The sequence below is a fragment of the Streptomyces thermodiastaticus genome (genome assembly GCF_014656135.1).
In the GTDB taxonomy this organism is placed as follows: Bacteria; Actinomycetota; Actinomycetes; order Streptomycetales; family Streptomycetaceae; genus Streptomyces; species Streptomyces thermodiastaticus.
Genome location: NZ_BNBV01000002.1, coordinates 151,509 through 170,927 on the forward strand (window position 1 = coordinate 151,509; position 19,419 = coordinate 170,927).

A 19,419-nucleotide genomic window follows, 5' to 3' on the forward strand; every position below is an offset into this window, starting at 1 on the left:
GGGGGCGGCGGGCCCCTCGTTCCTTTCCCGCCCCGGACACCTTTTTCTCCGCCTTGGACACCAGCTGTCCCCGCCCCGGGGAGAACCGGTCAGGATTCGAGAAGCGCGGGCCTCGGCACCGGACCTAGTCTGCTCGGCATGAAGCTCACCATTCACACCACCGTCCTCCCGCACGACGACCCGGACGCGTCCCTCGCCTTCTACCGTGACGTCCTCGGCTTCGAGGTCCGCAGCGACGTCGGACAGGGCACGATGCGCTGGATCACGGTCGGCCCGCCCGGCCAGCCCGACGTCTCCCTGCTGCTGGCGCCGCCCGCCGCCGACCCGGGCATCACCGAGGCCGAGCGCCGTACCATCGCCGAGATGATGGCCAAGGGCACCTACGGCTGGATCATGCTGGCCACCGAAGACCTGGACGAGGTCTTCGAGCAGGTGCAGGCGGGCGACACCGAGGTCGTCCAGGAGCCGACCGAGCAGCCGTACGGCGTCCGGGACTGTGCCTTCCGCGACCCGGCGGGCAACCTGGTGCGCATCCAGGAACTGCGCTGACCGAAGGAAGGGGTGCGTCCCCATGTGCCGGCCCGAGTGGCGGCGTGCGCAGGCCGAGGCGCAGCGCCTGGCCGATCTCGCCCGGCTGCGCCGCGTCCGCGACCGGATCGACCGGGAGTACGCGCGGCCGCTGAACGTGGAGGAGCTGGCCCGGGGTGTGCACATGTCCGCCGGACACCTCAGCCGGCAGTTCCGGGCCGCCTACGGCGAGTCGCCCTACGCTTACCTGATGACCCGGCGCATCGAGCGCGCGGCGGCGCTGCTGCGGCGCGGCGACCTCAGCGTCACCGAGGTGTGCCTCGCCGTCGGCTGTGCGTCGCTGGGGACGTTCACCACCCGCTTCACCGAACTGATCGGCATGCCGCCCGGCGCCTACCGGCGTCGCGCGGCCGCCCAGGCGGCTTCGGCGGCGCAGACGGCGAACCTGGCGGACGCGTCGGACGCCCCGCATGCAGCGAACGCACCGCAGCCGGTGCGGGCGGCGGAGGGGCGGGAGGCGGCCGCGGGCGGCCGTCGCGGGGCCGTACGGGCCGACGGTGACGCTGCCCCCGGGGTCGTGGTGGTGAACGGCATGCCGGCGTGTGTGGCGAAGCAGGTGACCCGGCCGGTCAGGAACCGCACCGCGGCGTCCTGAGCGGCGGCTGGTGGACGGGGCACCAGGGCCCCGTCGCCCGCCCTCCCGCCTGGCACTCGACGCCCGGGAGCTGTTTTCCCCTGGCGCCGTGCGGCGGGCGCGGTCATCCCAGTCGCTCCCAGTCGGCCTCGGCTGTGGTGGACCGGCCGGCGTGCTCCTCGTCCAGATGCGTCAGGGCATTGTGGCGCCGGGCGACCTCGACGATCCCTTCGATCGGGGCGACATCGCCATCCATGGAGTACACCGACTCGAAGACCACGACCTTCGGGCGGTCATGCGGCTGACGGGACAGCAACTCGTCCAGATGCTCCACGTCGTTGTGACGGAAAATGGCGCGATCGGCCCTGGTACTGCGTATGCCGTTGATGATCGACGCGTGGTTCAGCTCGTCGGAGACGACGAACGGATCGGGCAGAACGCGCAGGAGGCACTGGAGTGTGGCGTCATTGGAGGAGTACCCGGTAGGAAACACCAAGGCGGCTTCCTTGCCGTGCCATTCGGCCAGCGACGCCTCCAGCCGGGCGTCATGGGCGTGGGTACCGCCGATGTTGCGTGATCCGCCGGACCCGGCGCCGTACTCGTCCACCGCCTCGTGCATGGCGGCGAGGACCTTCGGGTGCTGGGACATGCCCAGGTAGTCGTTGCTGCACCAGACCGTCACCTGGCAGGTGCGTCCATCGGCGGTGCGACGCAGCACCTTGGGATAGTTGCCGGCCCTCCGGTTGATGTCGACGAACTCTCGGTACTGGCCGCGGGCGCGCAGCTCCTTCGGTTTGGCCGCCGGCAAATCCTGGTACAGGCCTGCCTCCCCCATATGGTGTCCGTCTCGTTGCGTTGAGTACGGGCGCCGTGCGCCGACGCCCCGAGCTGTCGTGCCAGGCAAGTACAGAGCGTTGAGTAACGGTTACACCAATGTCACTGCTGCAAGATACATACCGATCGCGTATCTGCGCTGGTCAGGCGAGGCATCGACAGGCGGCGAGTCGTACGTCACAGCCGCGCTGGAGGTAAGGACTTCACCTTGAGGACGGTGACTGTTCCCTGCGCACCACGTGCCGCCGTCGGAGTGGGACAGGACAGTGCAGAAGCGCTCCCAGGACTTGCTTACGACCAGCCAGGTCGCCGTCATGGGCGCAGAGTTGACCGTGTAACAGGAAAAGGGACCGCCTCCGCACAGCAGTACAGGCGTCGGCGGTCCCGCGAGGAGGCGGCCGAGACGGCAAAATGTGCACTCGGCCGCCATCACAGACCGGGCGGCCTGCTCGCGCGCACGACCGGTTCAGCCGCGGTCGATCACCCGAGGCACCGCCCGCCCCGCTCAGCCGCTCGTCCCGAACCGCTCCCTCAGCTCGACCTTGCGCACCTTCCCGGACACGGTCATCGGGAAGGTGTCGAGGATCTCGAGCCGACTGGGGATCTTGTAGTGGGCGAGGCGGCCCTCGCAGAAAGAGCGCAGCTCCTCCAGGGTGGGCGGGTCGGCCGGGTCCCGCGGGACGACGCAGGCGAGCACCTCCTCGCCCCAGGTGTCGTGCGGAACGCCGACGATCTGTACGTCACGGATCTTCGGGTGACCGTAAAGGTATTCCTCGATCTCGCGCGGGTAGATGTTCTCGCCGCCACGGATGATCATGTCCTTGATCCGGCCGACGATCTCCACATAGCCGTCCTCGCGCATCACCGCGAGGTCGCCGGTGTGCATCCAGCGGCCCGCGTCGACGGCCTCTGCGGTCTTGTCCGGCTGCTCCCAGTAGCCGAGCATCACGCTGTAGCCGCGGGTGCACAGCTCCCCGGCGACTCCGCGGGGCCGGGTCACCCCGGTGACCGGGTCGACGACCTTCACCTCCAGGTGCGGCAGGACGCGGCCGACGGTGCCCGTGCGATGCTCCAGGTCGTCCTCCCTGCGGGTCTGCAGCGACACCGGGGAGGTCTCGGTCATGCCGTAGCAGATGGACACCTCGGCCATGTGCATCTCGGCGACCACCCGTTTCATCACCTCCACCGGGCAGGGCGAGCCCGCCATGATGCCGGTGCGCAGGGTGGACAGGTCGTAGTCGGCGAAACCGGGGAGGTTCAGCTCGGCGATGAACATCGTCGGCACCCCGTACAGGGAGGTGCAGCGCTCCCGCTGGACGGCCTCCAGGGTCGCGGCGGGGTCGAACGACGGCGCCGGGACGACCATGCAGGCGCCGTGCGAGGTGGCCGCGAGGTTCCCCATCACCATGCCGAAACAGTGATAGAACGGGACAGGTATGCAGATTCTGTCCTGCTCGCTGTAGGCGAGCAACTCCCCCACGAAGTATCCGTTGTTGAGGATGTTGTGGTGGGAGAGGGTGGCACCCTTGGGGAAGCCGGTGGTGCCCGAGGTGTACTGGATGTTGATGGGGTCGTCGCAGGACAACTCCGCGGCACGTGCGCGCAGTTGACCGTCGTCGACGGAGCTGCCGCGGGCGAGCAGCTGTTCCCAGCTCGCGTCCTGGAAGTAGACGGTCTCCCTCAGCTTCGGGCAGGCGCCGCGCACCTGTTCCACCATCGCGCGGTAGTCGCTGGTCTTGTGGCGCTGCGTGGCGAACAGCAGGCTGACACCGGCCTGGTCGAGGACGTACTTCACCTCGTGGGTGCGGTAGGCCGGGTTGATGTTCACCATGATCGCGCCGATGCGGGCGGTGGCGTACTGCACCAGCACCCACTCGGGGCAGTTGACCGCCCAGATGCCGACCCGGTCGCCCTTGGCGACACCGCTCGCGAGCAGTGCGCGGGCCAGCCGGTCGACGTCCGCGGCGAACTCGGCGTAGGTCCAGCGGCGTCCGGAGGCCACGTCGACCAGGGCCTCCCGGTCGGGCCAGGCGGCCACCGTCCGGTCCAGGTCGGCGCCGATGGTGTCGCCGAGCAGGGCGGTGGCTCCGGTGCCGTGCGCGTACGACAGCGCGGGCGCCTGGGTGTGCGGCAGCTCGCTCACCGGAAGTCCTCCTCACGGTACTCGTGGTCGGAGCCGGCGGCCGTGGCCTGACGCAGCTCGATGCGGCGGATCTTGCCGGAGACGGTCTTGGGCAGGTCGCCGAACTCCAGGCGGCGGACGCGCTTGTACGGGGCGAGGACCCGGCGGGAGTGCTCGAAGAGGACCTTGGCGGTGTCCGGGCCCGGCTCCCAGCCCTCGGCCAGCACGATGTACGCCTTCGGCACGGCCAGGCGCAGCTCGTCCGGGGCGGGCACCACGGCCGCCTCGGCCACCGCCTCGTGCTCCAGCAGCGCGCTCTCCAGCTCGAACGGGCTGATCTTGTAGTCGGATGCCTTGAAGACGTCGTCGGCGCGGCCGATGTAGGTGATGTAGCCGTCCTCGTCGCGGGAGCCGATGTCGCCGGTGCGGTAGTAGCCGCCCGCCATCGCCTCCGCGGTGCGGTCGGCGTCGCCGTGGTAGCCGGCCATCAGGCCCACGGGCCGCACGGACAGGTCGAGCGCGATCTCGCCCTCGCGGGCGCCGGGTGCGCCGGTGACCGGGTCGAGCAGTTCGACGCGGTACCCGGGGCTGGGCCGGCCCATCGAGCCGGTCTTCAGGCGCTGGCCGGGGCTGTTGGAGATCTGCACGGCCGTCTCGGTCTGTCCGAAGCCGTCCCGGATGGTCACCCCCCAGGCCCGGCGCACCTGCTCGATGACCTCCGGGTTGAGCGGCTCGCCGGCGGCGACGGCCTCGCGGGGCTTGGTGCGCAGCTGGGTCAGGTCGGCCTGGATGAGCATGCGCCACACCGTCGGCGGGGCGCAGAACGTGGTCACACCCGCCCGGTCCATCTCGGCCATCAGCCGGGAGGCGTCGAAACGTGTGTAGTTGTGGATGAAGACGGTCGCCTCGGCGTTCCACGGGGCGAACAGGTTGGACCAGGCGTGCTTGGCCCAGCCCGGCGAGGAGATGTTCAGATGCACGTCCCCGGGTGTGAGGCCGATCCAGTACATGGTGGCCAGGTGCCCGATCGGGTACGACACATGGGTGTGCTCCACCAGCTTGGGGCGGGCGGTGGTGCCCGAGGTGAAGTACAGCATCAGCGGGTCGTCGGCGAGGGTGGGGCCGTCGGGGACGAACGCGGCGGACGCGTCGTAGGCGTCCTCGTACCGCTGCCAGCCGTCCTCGCCGGGCAGGCCGCCGACGGCGATGCGGGTGTAGGAGCCGGGCACCTCGGCGAACTTGGCGGCGTCCTGGGTGCGCACGATCACATGCCTCACCCGGCCGCGCTCGACGCGGTCGCGCAGGTCGGCGGGGCCGAGCAGCGGGGTCGCGGGGATGACGACGGCGCGCAGTTTCATCGCGGCGAGTGCGGTCTCCCACAGCTCGGCCTGGTTGCCGAGCATGACCAGGATCCGGTCCTCGGCGGCGACCCCGCGCTCACGCAGCCAGGTGGCGACGCGGGCGGAGCGCTCGGACATCTCCGCGAAGGACAGGCGGGTCTCGGTGCCGTCCTCCTCCACGATGTGCAGGGCGGTGCGGTCATTGCCCTCGGCGATGACGTCGAACCAGTCCAGCGCCCAGTTGAACCGGTCGGGGCGGGGCCATCGGAAGCCGGCACAGGCCGTGTCGTAGTCCTCGCGGTGTTCCAGCAGGAAATCCCGCGCCTGGCGGAACAGCTCCGTCGCTGTCGTCATGCGTCCTCCAAAGCCCATCACATCCGGACCGTTGCCGGGCGGCTGCGTCACATCGTGTAATCCGTGATGCGGGTCTCACCACCCCCGAACGGGGGTGTGTGGGTCGGGTCCGTGACGAAGGGGCGAGCAGGTGTCGGCGGAGGCGTCCGGGGCGGCGGAGATCAGGGGTGCGCTGGTGCGGCTGCGGCGGGCGACGGGACTGCCCGTCGCCTTCGGCGGCCTGGTGGAACCGGGCGTGCCCCGGGTGCGGATCAGCGAGCTGAGCGGTACGGCCACACGCGCGCTGAGCGCGCTGGCGGTGACCGCGGGCAACGGGCTGGGCGGCAAGGCGGTGGCGCTGGCCCGTCCGTGCGCGGTGACGGACTACTCGCTGTCCCGGCAGATCAGCCACGAGTACGACGCGGCGGTGGCCGCGGAGGGGCTGCGCGCGGTGCTGGCCGTGCCCGTGGTGGTGCGGCGCCGGGTGCGCGGTGTGCTGTACGGGGCGCTGCGCACGGCGCAGCCGCTGGGCGACCGTGCGCTCGCCGCGGCCGTGCAGGCCGCGCGGGACGTGGAGCAGGCGTTCGTGGCGCGGGAGGAGGCGCGCGACCTGCTGACCGCCGCGCGGACCGGGACGGCGCCGGGACGGCCGGCGAACGCGGCCTGGGAGCAGGTACGCGAGGCGCACGCGGCGCTGCGCGCCCTGGCCCCGCGGATCGCGGACCCGCGGCTGCGGGCCGAGCTCCTGGACGCCTGCGGTCTGCTGACCGCCGCGGCCGCCCCGGCGCAGCGGGTGAACCTGGCGCCGCGGGAGGTGGACGTGCTGGCCTGTGTGGCCTCCGGTGCGACCAACCGGGCCGCCGCTGCGCGACTGGGCCTGCGTCCGGAGACCGTCAAGGCGTATCTGCGCTCGGCCATGCGGAAGCTGAACGCCCACACCCGCGGCGAGGCGGTGGTCGCGGCCCGCAGGGCCGGCGTGCTGCCGTAGGGGTCCCGGTCCGCTGCGGCGGCAGCCGCCGGGTGCGGGTGTGCATTCCGCGGGCGAAGACGGAAATGGGCCCCTGCCCGGTGCGGTGCCGTGATTCCCGCGTCCCGTGCGCCGCCGCCGATTCCCGCGGTGTGCGAACCGTCACCGATTCCCCCGCTCCCCGGCCGGACGGAATTCAAGGGCGCGGTGCCTAGAATTCAGTGCGGCCACGACACACGAGAGGAGCGGTGACCGTGCGACGGGACTTCATGGGCCCTGCGGGCCACCGCTCCGACCTGGTCATAGGCCACGACGAGGCCGTCGCGGCGGCAAAGGAGCAGCTCGGCCGGGGCGGCAGTGTGCTGCTGCACGGGCCGGCCGGAATAGGAAAGTCGACCGTGCTGCGGGCATTGGCCGCGGAATGCGCCCCGTCGGCGCGTACCGTGTTGCGCTGTTCGGCGACCGAATCCGAATCGCACCTGCCGTTCCTGGCGCTGGCCGATCTCTTCGGGCTGGTGCTGGAAGAGGTCTCCGGCGAGCTGCCCGCCGCGCAGCGCACCGCGCTGGAGTCGGCGCTCACCGGCCGCGGCGAGTCCAGCCTGCGGCGCGACGGTCTGGCGCTGCGCCTGGCGGTGCTGTCCGTGCTGCGCGCCCTCGCCGCGAAGGGGCCGGTCCTCGTCGTCGCCGACGACCTCCAGTGGCTGGACGCGGCCAGCGCCGAACTGCTGGGCTTCGCCGCCCGCCGGCTGGGCGACACACCCGTGCGGATGCTGTGCGCGATGCGCACCGAGGACGAGAGCTACGACCGCTCCGTCGCACTCGGCTTCGGCCGGGCGGGCGGACCCCCCTGTCCGCCCGACACCCTCCCGGTGCGGCTGCGCCCGCTGACCCGGACCCACATCTCCGCGCTGCTCGGCCACCGCGGGTACCGGGACCTGCCCCGCTCCACCGTCCGGGACATCCACCGCACCAGCGGCGGCAACCCGCTGTTCGCCCTGGAGCTGGGCCGTGCCCTGGCCGAGAACCCGACCCCGCCGCGCCCCGGCGAGCCGCTGCCGGTGCCCACCTCGCTGCGCGCCCTGGTGCTCAGCCGGCTGCGGATGCTGCCGGACGAGGCCCGCCGCACGCTGCTCGTGGCGAGCGCCGGCGCCCGCCCCACTCTGGCGCTGCTGCGCGCGGCCGGACGGGTGAACGCCGAGACGGAATGCGCCCGCGCCGCCGAACTCGGGCTGCTGGCCACCGAACCGGAGGGCCCGGCCGTGCGGTTCGCGCACCCGCTGATCTCGGCCGCGCTGTACGCGGAGGCCTCCGCGCAAGAGCGCCGGGCCGCCCACGCCGCCCTGTCCACCGCCGCCGCCGACCCGATCGAGAGGGCCCGCCACCTGGCGCTGGCCACCACCGGCACCGATCCCGAGGTGGCCGCCCGGCTCGCGGAGGCCGCCGCGCTGGCCCGGGACCGCGGGGCGCCCTCGGTGGCCGCCTCGCTGGGGCTGCTCGCCGCCCGGCACACCCCCGCCGACGGCGACCCCGGGCCGGACGAGCGGCGGCTGCTGGCCGCGGAGGACGCCATCACGGCCGGGGAGGTCGACCTCGCCCGGGACATCGCCCACGGGGTGCTGGCCCGCGCCACCGTGCCGGCCGAGCGGGTGCGGGCGTGGATGGTGGTGATCGAGGCCGCCGGGCAGGCCCTCGGCGACGTGGACGCCGTCTTCCCCCAGGCCCTCGCCGACGCCGGCGACGACCCGCGGCTGCTCGCGCTGGTCCACTACCAGCTGGCCTGGCGGGGTCTGGTGGTGGCCGGCGACTTCGCCGAGGCGCGCCGGGAGGCCGCGCACGCCGCCGAGCTGGCCGCGCGCGGCGAGGACCGCCGCACCGAACTGATGGCGCTGGCCTTCCAGGCCTCCACCGAGACGCTGATGGGCCATCCGGACGCCGCCGCCACCATCGAACGGGCGATGAGCGAGCCTCAGGACGCGTACGTGGCCTGCCACCACAACGGCGTCGGCTCGGCGCGTTTCCGTTTCCTGCTGATGAGCGACCGGCTCGCCGAGGCCCGGGCCACCATCACGGCGCTGCTGCGCGAGGTCCGGGGGCGCGGCATGGCCGAGAGCGAGGTGCACTATCTGCGGTCGCTCGCCGAGACCGAACTGCGCGCCGGGCACTGCGGCCGCGCGCTGGACCTGGCCCGCGAGAGCCTGCGGCTGGCCCGGGACACCGGCATCGGCGAGGGCGCGTCCGCGATGCTGGCCTCGCTCGCCGAGGCCGACGGCGGTGACCCCGGCACGGCGCTGAAGCTGGCCGAGGAGGCGGTGCGGCTCGCCGAGGAGGACGGCGACCAGATGTACCTCTCGCGGGCCCTGGCCGCGCTGGGGCACGCCCACTTCGTGGCCGGTGACGCACCGGCGGCGGTGGCGGCGCTGCGCCGGGTGCGCAAGCTGGAGCGGGCGCTGGGCATCACCGATCCGGCGCGCGGCCGCTGGCACGGGGACCTGACCGAGGCGCTGGTGCTCACCGGAGAGACCGAGGAGGCGCAGAAGGTCGTCGACACCGCCCGGGAGCAGGCCGCACGGCTGGGCCGGCAGGGCATGCTGGCCGTGCTGGACCGGGCCGAGGCGCTGCTGCGCGCGGCCCGCGGCGAAACCCGGGCGGCCGTCGTCCAGTTGACGGCGGCGCAGGACCGGCTCGCGGCCCTGGGCACCGGGCTGGAGGAGGCGCGGACCGCGTTCGCGCTGGCCCGGCTGCGCAGCGGCCGGCGGCCGGGGCCAGCGTCGTACGACGAGGCGGCGCGGCTGTTCCGGCGGTGCCGCGCGCTGCCGTGGCTGCGTCAGGTGGAGGCCGCCGCGCTGGCCCGGCCGGCCCGGCCGGAGCATCTGCCGGCGGCCCTGGACGAACTGGCGTCGATGGAACGGCAGGTGGCCGCGCTCGTCATCGAGGGCGCCACCAACCGGGAGATCGCGGCACGGCTGTTCGTCAGCGTCAAGACCGTGGAGGCGACGCTGACCCGGGTCTACCGCAAGCTGGGGATCCGTTCGCGGGTCGACATCGTCCGATTGGCGGCGGCCCGGCGCGCGAAGTGAGCGCGGCGCGGGTTGACTGACGGCGTGGATCCAGTGAGGGCCGCCGCCGGCGGACCCCGGACCGGCCGAGGTCTTCCCCGGCCGACCGGGGACCGGCCGGGGGCGGTCAGGGACGGCCGAGGCCATCCGACCGAGGGTTTTCCCTGCCCCATCCCCGTAGGGGGTTCCCTCATTGGAGGCGTGCGGGGCGGCCCCTAGCCTGGCGGGCGTGCCGCTCGCCCGGGCACAGGACGGCCGTCCTCACGGCGCGGACATGCGTGTCCAGCTCCACCCCCACCCGTGCGACCCCCCACCGGCCAGCTCACGAGGAGACGCATGTTCGGCCTCACCCGTGCCCGACGCAGGCGCGGCAGACGGACCGCCGCCGCACTGACGGCGGCCGCCGCGACCGTTCTGCTCGCCGCCCCCGCCGCCACCGCGCATCCTCGCCCGGCCGGCGGTGTTCCCCGGCCCGTCGTCGGCGGCACGCCGACCACCACCGACGCGTACCCGTTCGTCACGCAGATCACCGACGCGGCCGGCAACCAGTTCTGCGGGGGGACCCTGGTGGCGGCCCGGAAGGTGGTGACCGCGGCGCACTGCGTGGCCGGCGAGACTCCCGCGAAGCTGCGTGTGGTCGGGGGCCGCACCTATCTCGACGGCACCGACGGCACGGTGAGCGGGGTCAGCCGGATCTGGGTCGCCCCCGGCTTCACGGACCCCACGAGCGGCGACGACGTGGCGGTGCTGACGCTCGCCACCGCGATGCCGTACACCCCGGCGCCCTATGTGGCCGCCGGTGACACGGGCGTGTACGCGCCGGGCACCGTCGCCCGCGTCCTCGGCTGGGGGACCACCACGGAGAACGGCAGCGCCTCCAACCAGCTGCGCACCGCGACCGTGCCGGTGGTCGCCGACACCGACTGCGCGCGCGTGTACGGCTCCCACTTCGTCGCGAGCGACATGGTCTGCGCCGGATACACCTCCGGCGGCGTGGACACCTGCCAGGGCGACAGCGGCGGTCCCCTGCTCGTCGGGGGCGTCCTGGCAGGGATCACTTCCTGGGGCAACGGCTGCGCGGCGGCGGGTCATCCGGGTGTGTACACCCGGATGACCACGTTCTCGTCCCAGGTCGCGGAGCAGGTCGCCGCCTGACCGACCCCGTCCCGGGGACACAGGCCGGGGGCGTTGCGGGCCGCCACGAGAAGCCCGCAACGCCCCCTTCCAACAGGTCTTCCAACAGGTCCGGTCAGCGGTTGGGGTCGGCCCTGCTGATGTCGGCCAGCGCGGAGTGCGGGTCGTCGGTGGTGGCCAGGTCGCCGAGGCTGACCATGCCGACCGGGCAGCCGCCGTGCTCGACGACGGGCAGCCGGCGCACCGCGTACTGGCGCATCAGCTCGGCGGCGTGGTCGGTGGTGTCGTCGGGGGTCAGGGTGACCACCGGGGGCCGGGTGCACACCTGGCCGGCCGTGGCGGTGTGCGGGTCGCTGCCGCCGGCCACGGCCCTGACCACGATGTCCCGGTCGGTCAGCACACCGAACAGATCGCAGTCGTAGGCCACCAGGACGTCGCCGACGTTCTGCTCGCGCATCACACGGGCCGCGTTCTCCAGCGTGGTCATCGGCTCGACGGCCACCGCACCGGGGGACATCACGTCGCGTACTCGCCGGGTCATGGGGCCACCTCCCGGGGGCCGGGCTGGGCACGGGGACGCGGGACGACGTCCCTGCCCGCCGCGTAGCCAGAACGGGCCGGGCCAAACCGGGGCCGTACGGGCACGGGTCCGAGCGGGGCCGTTCACCCGGCCGGGAGCGGGGCGGACGCCGGGTCGGCCTGCCATCCGGTCCAGTCGTGGACGGCGACCACGATCACCGGCCCGGCCGGCGGGTCGTCCCGGTACTGCGGGTACTTGGCCCGCAGCCGCACCAGCGCGGCCTCGTACTCCTCGCGGGTGGCCAGGTCCGGCGCGTCGGGCGGCACGATCCGGGCGCCGCCGTCCGCGCGGACCCACCACAGCCTCGACCAGTCCTCGGCGTAGCCGTCGGCGAGCAGGCACACGGCCGGGGTGACCTCGATGTTGTGCAGGCGCCGCAGCCGTGCGGTGCTCTTCGGTTTGCGGTCGACGGCCGTCACGACGTGGTCGGCGCCGTCGGTGGCGAACACGATCGGCACCAGGTGGGGGCAGCCCAGGTCGTCGACCGTGGCGAGCCGGGCCACCCGGGCGGCCGCGAAGCACTGCCGGGCCTGGGCGGGGTCCATCCGTGTCACGTGCTGCTCCTCTCCTGCTGTGACCTGCTCACCGCCTGCGGACAGCCCTTGCGCACCGTCCGGTCCGGGCTGCCGCCGTGTGCGTCCGCCCGGGTGCCGCGCGCCCGCCCGGCGGCGTCCCGCAGCGGCTTCCGGGTACCCCCTCAGCTGTGGTCGGGTCACCCGCACCGCCGGGCCGCGGTGACGGCCCGCGGGGCCGGGCGCGCCCCAACCTGACGCCGCCGAAGTCGCAGGACGGCCGACGGACGGCGCACGAGCGAGCGGCGAAGGGAGACGCATGCCGTGGCTTGCGGTTCCGTTGTGGGACGTGACCCAAGGACAGGGCCCGCGGCAGCTGGCCGAGCTGGGGCTCGCCCTGCTGCTGTCGAGTCTGATCGGCCTGGAACGGGAGGCGCATCAGAAGAGCGCCGGGCTGCGCACCCACACCCTGGTCGGCGTCGCCAGCGCCCTGATGATGGAGGTGTCGCAGCACGGCTTTCTGCAGGTGCTGCACCTGGACAACGTCTCCTTCGACCCCTCCCGCGTGGCCGCCCAGATCGTCTCCGGCATCGGCTTCATCGGCGGTGGCCTGATCTTCGTGCGCCGGGACGCGGTGCGCGGGCTGACCACCGCCGCGACCGTGTGGCTGACCTGCGCGGTCGGTATGGCCTGCGGCGGCGGGCTGCCGGTCCTCGCCCTGGCGGTCACCGCACTGCACTTCCTGGTGGTCCGCGGCTACGCACCGCTGTCCCGCCGGCTCAGCGCCGCCACGGCCCCTGCCACGGTGGAGCTGCGGCTGACGTATCTGACCGGGCAGGCCCTGCTGCCGCAGCTGATGCAGCTGTGCACCCGGCGGGGTTTCCGCATCCTGGAGGTCAGAGCCGACCGGCTGCCCCGGCACGCCGGCGCGGCCGCCCAGGTGCTGCTGCGCCTGGAGGGCACCGCGGACGCCGGCCGGCTGGCCTCCGAGCTGTTCCGGGACGAGAACGTCCTCGACGTCGAGCTGCGCATGGGCGAGGAGGAGGCCGGCGACGCCTGAGCCGGGTCCGCGGGGTTCCGTGTGTGCGGTGACCCCGGGGTGGGGTGTGACCCGTGCGGCCGGCGGGCACCCGGGGGCACTGTGCACGGGCGAGACGATGCCCCGCGGACTTTGCTCACGGGCTGGTTCTCCTTTCCCGACGGGGAGGCGACCGCCGGTGACGTGCTGGCGCTGCACCGGATGGAGGACGTGCTGCGGCGGGCGGGGCTGCCCTACGACGTCGCCTGGAGTCCCGGTTTCCGGCCCCGCGCGCTGCACCTGGACGAGGTGGTGCCCGAACGGTACGGGCAGCTGGTGTTCGTGTGCGGTCCGCTGCACGGGCCGCAGGTCGAACGGCTGCACCGCCGGTTCGCGCACTGTCTGCGGGTCGCGGTGGGCACCTCGGTGATCGACCCGGGCGGTGCCGCCGTCACCGGCTTCCACCATGTCGTCGCCCGGGACGCGCCCGGCGCCGGGCCCCGCCTGGACCTGGCCGCCCGCGCGCCCGCGCTGCCCGCCCGGCCCGTGGCCGGGGTGATCCTCACCCACGGCCAGCACGAGTACGGCGCGGCACGCCGGCACGACCGCGTCGCCCGGGAGCTGACCGCCTGGCTGCACGGCAAGGACTGCGCGCGGCTGGAGCTGGAGACCCGGCTGGACACCCGTGACTGGCGGATGTGCGCCACGCCCGCCCAGCTGCAGTCCGTCCTGGCCCGGCTGGACCTCCTGGTCACCGACCGGCTGCACGGCATGGTGCTCGCCCTGCGCACCGGCACGCCCGCGCTGGCCGTGGACCCGGTGGCGGGCGGCGCGAAGGTGAGTGCGCAGGCCCGTGCCTGCGGCTGGCCCGCGCTGGTGCCCGCCGAACGCCTCGGACGGGACGAGCTGGACCACTGGTGGCGCTGGTGCCTGACCTCGGGCCGGGTCGCCGCCCGGCAGGTGTGCGAGAAGTTCGCGGCGGGGGCCCGGCAGGACGGCGCCGAGGAGCTGCTGCGGGCGCTGCGGCCGCTGCGCACCGGTTAACCCGCAGGGGGCACGGGCACCCGGACCCCGACGGGACAGGCAGCTCGGTCCCCGTGAGGACCGGTCCCCTGAGGAGCAACAGTGTCGACAAGCAGACTTCCCGAGCACGAACAGCGCATCCTGGACGAGATCGAACGCGCGCTGAGCCGTGACCGCCGGCTCGCCCGGCGGCTGCGTCCGCCGCGCCGGCACCGCCCGGACCTGTCGAAGGTGGCGCAGTGGGCCCCGCGGCCCTGGACCGCGGTGCTGCTCGTGCTGGTCAGCGCCGCTCTGCTGGCGGCCGGCATCGTCACCGACGATCCGGGGGTGATCTGGGCGTTCGCGGTGCTGTGGGCGCCGGCGTCGTTCGCCGTGCTCAGGCTGCTGTGCCGGTGGTCGTCCGCACGCGGCGGCTGAGCACTCCGGCCGGTGACGGGCCGGAGGCGGGCACGTTCCCCCCGGGCCCGGGGAACGCCGTACCGCCGGTGGGACTCACCCCGTGCGGCGGCGCCGGTGGGACGCACCTGCAGCGACTCACCCCGTGTACCGGCGGGCTTTCGAGGTGCGCTGGCTGTCCTCCAGCGCCCGCAGCCGCCTCTCCACGCCCGGGGGCAGCACGCGCCGCTCGCGCACGATCCACGGCCAGGCGGCGGCCGCCTCGGCGAACGCCTTCAGGGAGACGGAGTCACGGGGCACCGTGCGGGCCAGGTGCAGGGTGCGGCGCAGGGCGGGCCGGACGGGCCGGCGCAGCCAGGTGAACCACAGGGTGTTGCGGATGCCGTCATGGCGGCGGCGCGTATGGTCCCGGACCACGCTCGGGTGGTGGTGGACCGTCAGGTCCTCGGCGTAGGACAGCCACCAGCCGTCCGCGGCCAGGTCGGCGGCGAGCAGCTCCTCCTCGCCGCCGAGCCACAGCCGTGGATGGAAGCCGCCGGCCCGCCGGAACGCCTCGGTGCGCAGGACCGTTGCCGCGGCGAGGAAGGACCCGAGCGCCGGGCCGGGCAGCCAGGACGGGCCGGGGACGGGCGAGGTGCGCAGTTCCTCGACGATGGGGTCCTCGGTGCCGTCCGGTTCGACGACGATGCGCGCAGTGACCGCGCCGAGCGCGGGGTACCGGTCGAGCAGGTCGGCCGCGGCGGACAGGGAGCCCGGTGCCCACCAGGAGTCGTCGTCGCAGAACGCCACGTACGGGCTGCGGACCCGGCGCACCGCGAGATTGCGGCCCACGGCGCCGAGGTTGCGGCCGGGGCGCACCAGGCGCACCTGCGGGTGGCGCAGGGCGACGGCGGTGGAGGTGCCGTCGGTGGAGGCGTTGTCGGTGACGAACACCTCGGGCTGTTCGGGCAGTTCGGCGAGCCGGTCGAGGGTGCGCAGCAGTTCGGGGCGCCGGTTGTGGGTGATGACCACGACGGTGGTGCGGGGGTCGTTCATGATGTCTCGTCCAGGAGTCGGGCGGCGCGTTCGATGTGCGGGGGCAGGGGGCGGCGGGCGCGCAGGGCGTGCGGCAGGCGGGCGAGCGTCTCGCGCAGGGCCTGCCGGGCCGCCGGGTCGTGGCGGGCGTCGGCGGCCAGGGCGCCGGTGCGGGCCAGGGCGTACGGCAGGGGGCGGCGCAGCCAGGCGGTGAGGGTCTCGTTGCGGCGGACCACGGCGGGCCGGCCGGCGCGGGGTCCGGGCGCCGGATGGTGGTGGGCGACCACGTCCGGGCAGTGGGTGACGCCCCAGCCGCGGGCGGCCAGGTCGTAGGCGAGCAGGGTCTCCTCGGCGCCGAAGAACAGCAGCGGGTGGAAGCCGCCGGCGCCCAGGTAGGCGGTGCGACGCACCACGGCGGCGCAGGCGAGGAAGCCGAGGATCTGGGTGCCGGGCAGGTCGCTGACCTGGCCGAGCGGGGAGTGCGCGAGCACCTCGTCGATCGGGTCGTCCCGTTCGTCGGGGCCGACGAGGGTGCGGGCGGCGAGCAGGCCGAGCCGCGGGTGCTGCTCGAAGTGGCGGGCGGCGGTGGCCAGGGCGCCCGGCGCCCACCACGAGTCGTCGTCGCAGAACGCCACACAGGGGGTGTGCAGGGCGCGGACGCCGTGGGTCCGGGCCACCGCCCCCCGGTTGGACGGCAGGGCGAGGACCCGCACCTGCGGGAAGTCACGGGCGAGCAGGGCGCGGGTGTCGTCCGTGGAGGCGTTGTCGGCCACCACGACCGGCGGCCGCTCGGGCAGCGCCAGCAGATGCCGCAGGGTGACGGCGAGGCGGTCCGAGCGGTCGCGGGTGGCGATGACCACGCCGACGGGTGCGTCGTCCATGGCGTCGGTGAGACGGGGTCAGCCCCGCGGCCCGGGGAGCGTGTCGAGGGCGGCCAGGACCTCGTCGGGACGGATCCTCAGCAGGGCCGGGTCGGGACGGCGGCCGTGCGGGTCGCCTTCCGGGCCGTGCCACAGGGCGAGGTGGCGCGGGTCGCCGGGGGGCGGACCCCAGCGGCTGGGGGCGACCGGGCCGCACAGGGTCACCGAGGGGGTGGCGAGGGCGACGGCGAGGTGCGCGATGCCGGTGTCGCCGCTGACGACGGCACGGGCGCCGGCCACCAGCGCCGACAGCCGGGCGAAGGGCAGGCCGCCGCCGAAGACGTCCGTGTCGGGCAGGCGGACCCGCTTGGCGAGGTCGGCGACGAGGCCGTCCTCGTCCGCTCCCCCGGTGACCACGACCCGGTGGCCGCGGGCGCGCAGCGCCTCGGCGACGACGGCGAACCGTTCGACGGGCCAGCAGCGGGCCGGGGATCCGGCCCCGGGGTGCACCACGACCGCGCCGGGGGCCGGGCCCGGCCCGGCGGGACGGGGCAGCCGCAGGTCGGCGGGGTCGGCGTCGAGGCCGTACCAGCGCAGCAGCCGGCACCAGCGGTCGCGTTCGTGCTCGTCGGCGTACCAGGGCGGGCCCGCGATGTCCGGGGTGCCGGGGTGGGCGAAGGCGAACAGCCGACGAGGGCGCAGGGCCGCGAGCAGGCGGTGGCTGGGCGGGCCGTTGCCGTGCAGGTCGACGGCGACGTCCGGGGGCGGGCCGGTCCAGCCGAGGGTGCGCGGCACGGCGCGGCCGGGCGCGGCGGCGGGCAGCAGCCGGTCGACGGCACCGGTGGCGGCGGCCGCCTCCCGCAGCCCGGCCGGTGCGGCGAGCACCAGCCGGTGGCCGGGGAAGCCGCGGCGCAGGGCGCGCAGCGCGGGGACGCCGGCGAGCAGGTCCCCGAGGCCGAGGGCGCGCAGCACCAGCACGGTGCGGGCGGGCTGAGGCGCCGTCGGTCCTGACGGTGCCGTGCCGGTCATGACGCGCCTCCCGCCGCCCGGGCCATCAGGACCGTGGAGGAGCGGCCGTCGAGGTAGGGCAGCAGCACGGCCTGGCCTCCCCACTCCCGCAGCAGGGCCGCCTCGGGCAGGTCGGCGGCCGCGTAGTCCCCGCCCTTGACCCACACGTCCGGGCGGAGTCGGGACAGCAGCCGTTCGGGGGTGTCCTCGTCGAAGACGGCGACGGCGTCCACGCAGGACAGGGCACGCAGCACACGGACCCGGTCGGCGAGCGGGCTGACCGGCCGTCCCTCGCCCTTGCGGCGGCGCACGGAGGCGTCGGAGTTGACGCACACCACCAGGCAGTCGCCGAGGCGCCGGGCCGCCTGCAGCAGGCCGACGTGCCCGGCGTGCAGCAGGTCGAAGCAGCCGCCCGCGGCGACGACGGTGCCGCCGGCCGCCCGGATGCGGGCGACGAGCGCCGCCGGGTCGTCGCCGGGCGGCGGTGCGGCCGGGGAACGCGGCGCACCGCCGGGGTGCGCCGTGCCGGACAGGGCGCCCGCACCACCGGCGCCGACGAAGGCGGTGGCCACGGCGACCGCGCCCTCCACGGCCTCGCCGACCAGCGCGCCGTCGGCGAGCAGCCCGGCCGCGGTGGCCGCGAACCGGTCGCCCGCGCCGCAGGCGTCGCCGTGGTGGCCGGCGGGCGCGGGCACCAGCAGCGGGTGCTCCCCGTAGGACAGCAGGGCGCCGCGCGCGCCGAGGGTGACGGCGACGGCGCCGGCCCGCCAGTGCCGCAGCAGGGCGGCGGCCTCCTCGGCGTGGGCGCGCAGTTCCGCGGCGGCCGGGGTGCCGCAAGGCGCCGCGCCGTCCGCCGCCCGGCCGCCGGGCAGTGCGGCGGCGAAGGTCCGGGCCTCGGCGCGGGCCGGGGTGACCAGGCGGGCGCCGGGCACCGGCCGGCCGCCGCGCGCGTGCGGGTCCCACACCACCGGGGTGCGCCCGCGCAGGTGCGGGCGCAGCACGTCGGCGGCGCCCCGGCCGTAGTCGGAGACGAGGACGGCGGGCGCGGCGGCGAGCACGGCGCGGGCGGCCGCGGTGGCCTCGCGGGCCCGGCCGTCACCGCGGTCCAGGCGGGCCACGGGACGGTCCTGGGCGAGGATGCGGGTCTTCTCCGGCAGGGCGCCGGTCATCGGCAGCGCGACCAGCTCCAGCCAGGGCTCCAGCAGCCGGCGCAGGGTGCGGCCGGCCGGGCCGTCGTCCAGGCCGGTGATCAGGGTGACGTCGCGGCCGTCGCGGGCGGCGAGGAGGGCCGCCAGGGCGGCGCCGCCGGGACGGGTGCGTTCCGTGCAGCCGGCGACCACCGGCACGGGTGCGTCCGGCGCCAGCCGGTCGGCGCGTCCGGTCAGGTCGCGGTCGAGCAGGGCGTCGCCGACCACGACCAGGGGAGACGTTCCCGCCATGTCACCTCCCGGTCCGTTCGAGGGCCGCGTCGAAGGCGGCGCAGATCATGTGCACCGCGACCAGGTGGAGTTCCTGCACGGTCGCGGTGGAGGACCCGGCCGCGCACAGCGCCTCGTCGCTGCCCGCGCTGAGCGGGTTGGGCGCGGGTCCGGTCAGCGCCCACACCCGCATGCCGGCGGCGCGTCCGGCGTCGGCCGCGGACAGCAGGTTGGCGCTGGCGCCGCTGGTGGACAGCAGCATCAGCACGTCGCCGGGGCGGCCGTGGGCGCGCACCTGGCGGGCGAACACCTCGTGGACGCCGTAGTCGTTGGCGATGGCGGTGGTGGAGGAGGTGTCGGCGTGCAGGGCGATCGCGGAGAACGGCGGCCGGTCGTCGCGGTAGCGGCCGACGAGTTCGGCGGTCAGGTGCTGGGCCTGGGCCGCGCTGCCGCCGTTGCCGGCGGCCAGCAGCCGCCCGCCGCCGCCGAGGACGGCGGCCAGATGCTCGCCCCAGCGCTGGGTGATGTGGGCGGACGCGCGGAAGCGGCCGAGGGCGAGCAGCAGTTCGTCGCAGTGTCCGGTGACGGCCGGTGACTCGACGCTCATGTTCGTCACCTCCGTGGGCTCGGTGGGCTGACGGG

18 protein-coding genes are annotated in these 19,419 nt (G+C 74.9%); 8 read left to right on the forward strand and 10 right to left on the reverse strand.

The genetic code is table 11. The features are described 5' to 3' along the window. Window positions 1-138: 138 nt before the first annotated feature. The gene (locus IE286_RS02675) at window positions 139-549 is read left to right on the forward strand and encodes a VOC family protein (RefSeq protein WP_189794929.1); all 411 of its coding nucleotides are present in this window, start codon (window positions 139-141) and stop codon (window positions 547-549) included. A 22-nt stretch (window positions 550-571) separates the two neighbouring features. After that, window positions 572-1,183, forward strand: a complete 612-nt coding sequence (locus IE286_RS27835) for a helix-turn-helix transcriptional regulator (protein WP_189794930.1) — start codon at window positions 572-574, stop codon at window positions 1,181-1,183. 103 nt (window positions 1,184-1,286) lie between these two features. On the opposite strand, the gene IE286_RS02685 is transcribed toward IE286_RS27835, so the two are convergent. The 3 genes from IE286_RS02685 to IE286_RS02695 all read right to left on the reverse strand — a co-directional run bounded on the left by IE286_RS02685 (window position 1,287) and on the right by IE286_RS02695 (window position 5,812). Next, on the reverse strand, window positions 1,287-1,997 hold the full coding sequence (locus IE286_RS02685) for an aminotransferase class I/II-fold pyridoxal phosphate-dependent enzyme (RefSeq protein ID WP_189794931.1): 711 nt from the start codon (window positions 1,995-1,997) through the stop codon (window positions 1,287-1,289). A 504-nt stretch (window positions 1,998-2,501) separates the two neighbouring features. Further along, window positions 2,502-4,139, reverse strand: a complete 1,638-nt coding sequence (locus IE286_RS02690) for an AMP-binding protein (protein WP_189794932.1) — start codon at window positions 4,137-4,139, stop codon at window positions 2,502-2,504. Continuing rightward, on the reverse strand, window positions 4,136-5,812 hold the full coding sequence (locus IE286_RS02695) for an AMP-binding protein (RefSeq protein WP_189794933.1): 1,677 nt from the start codon (window positions 5,810-5,812) through the stop codon (window positions 4,136-4,138). The genes IE286_RS02690 and IE286_RS02695 overlap by 4 nt, the downstream gene beginning before the upstream one ends. 130 nt (window positions 5,813-5,942) lie before the next feature. On the opposite strand from IE286_RS02695, the gene IE286_RS02700 reads away from it, so the two are divergent. The 3 genes from IE286_RS02700 to IE286_RS02710 all read left to right on the forward strand — a co-directional run bounded on the left by IE286_RS02700 (window position 5,943) and on the right by IE286_RS02710 (window position 10,969). Beyond that, entirely contained in the window at window positions 5,943-6,779 is an 837-nt protein-coding gene (locus tag IE286_RS02700) for a helix-turn-helix transcriptional regulator (protein WP_189794934.1), read from the forward strand. Window positions 6,780-7,006: 227 nt separating this feature from the next. After that, on the forward strand, window positions 7,007-9,835 hold the full coding sequence (locus IE286_RS02705) for an AAA family ATPase (protein WP_189794935.1): 2,829 nt from the start codon (window positions 7,007-7,009) through the stop codon (window positions 9,833-9,835). A gap of 315 nt (window positions 9,836-10,150) precedes the next feature. Beyond that, the gene (locus tag IE286_RS02710; RefSeq protein ID WP_189794936.1) at window positions 10,151-10,969 is read left to right on the forward strand and encodes a S1 family peptidase; all 819 of its coding nucleotides are present in this window, start codon (window positions 10,151-10,153) and stop codon (window positions 10,967-10,969) included. 94 nt (window positions 10,970-11,063) lie between these two features. On the opposite strand, the gene IE286_RS02715 is transcribed toward IE286_RS02710, so the two are convergent. Together IE286_RS02715 and IE286_RS02720 are read right to left on the reverse strand one after the other, a co-directional pair. Then, window positions 11,064-11,489: a CBS domain-containing protein gene (locus tag IE286_RS02715; RefSeq protein ID WP_189794937.1), complete on the reverse strand. Its 426-nt coding sequence runs from the start codon at window positions 11,487-11,489 to the stop codon at window positions 11,064-11,066. Between the two features lie 122 nt (window positions 11,490-11,611). Continuing rightward, entirely contained in the window at window positions 11,612-12,073 is a 462-nt protein-coding gene (locus IE286_RS02720) for a TIGR03668 family PPOX class F420-dependent oxidoreductase (RefSeq protein WP_189795110.1), read from the reverse strand. A 286-nt stretch (window positions 12,074-12,359) separates the two neighbouring features. Here IE286_RS02720 and IE286_RS02725 point away from each other — a divergent pair, with 286 nt between their 5' ends. From IE286_RS02725 to IE286_RS02735, 3 genes are all read left to right on the forward strand, one after another. Then, entirely contained in the window at window positions 12,360-13,100 is a 741-nt protein-coding gene (locus tag IE286_RS02725; RefSeq protein ID WP_189794938.1) for an MgtC/SapB family protein, read from the forward strand. Window positions 13,101-13,211: 111 nt separating this feature from the next. Continuing rightward, window positions 13,212-14,102: a polysaccharide pyruvyl transferase family protein gene (locus IE286_RS02730; protein ID WP_229861923.1), complete on the forward strand. Its 891-nt coding sequence runs from the start codon at window positions 13,212-13,214 to the stop codon at window positions 14,100-14,102. A gap of 81 nt (window positions 14,103-14,183) precedes the next feature. Continuing rightward, entirely contained in the window at window positions 14,184-14,498 is a 315-nt protein-coding gene (locus IE286_RS02735) for a DUF3040 domain-containing protein (protein WP_189794939.1), read from the forward strand. 117 nt (window positions 14,499-14,615) lie between these two features. On the opposite strand, the gene IE286_RS02740 is transcribed toward IE286_RS02735, so the two are convergent. Genes IE286_RS02740 through IE286_RS02760 form a run of 5 tightly spaced genes read right to left on the reverse strand, consistent with a single transcriptional unit; the run spans window position 14,616 to window position 19,384 of the window. Further along, entirely contained in the window at window positions 14,616-15,512 is an 897-nt protein-coding gene (locus IE286_RS02740; RefSeq protein WP_189794940.1) for a glycosyltransferase family 2 protein, read from the reverse strand. Beyond that, window positions 15,509-16,372: a glycosyltransferase family 2 protein gene (locus IE286_RS02745; protein WP_189794941.1), complete on the reverse strand. Its 864-nt coding sequence runs from the start codon at window positions 16,370-16,372 to the stop codon at window positions 15,509-15,511. The genes IE286_RS02740 and IE286_RS02745 overlap by 4 nt, the downstream gene beginning before the upstream one ends. Window positions 16,373-16,390: 18 nt before the next feature. Beyond that, window positions 16,391-17,380 carry a glycosyltransferase family 9 protein gene (locus tag IE286_RS02750; RefSeq protein ID WP_189794942.1) on the reverse strand — a complete coding sequence of 330 codons (990 nt, stop codon included), beginning with the start codon at window positions 17,378-17,380 and terminating at the stop codon, window positions 16,391-16,393. Continuing rightward, complete coding sequence (rfaE2, locus tag IE286_RS02755) at window positions 17,377-18,798, reverse strand: D-glycero-beta-D-manno-heptose 1-phosphate adenylyltransferase (protein ID WP_189794943.1); 1,422 nt, start codon at window positions 18,796-18,798, stop codon at window positions 17,377-17,379. Before rfaE2 ends, IE286_RS02750 begins: the two co-directional genes overlap by 4 nt. 1 nt (window position 18,799) lies before the next feature. Beyond that, a complete protein-coding gene (locus tag IE286_RS02760; protein WP_189794944.1) occupies window positions 18,800-19,384 on the reverse strand; it encodes a D-sedoheptulose-7-phosphate isomerase in 585 nt (194 codons plus the stop codon). Window positions 19,385-19,419 lie beyond the last annotated feature (35 nt).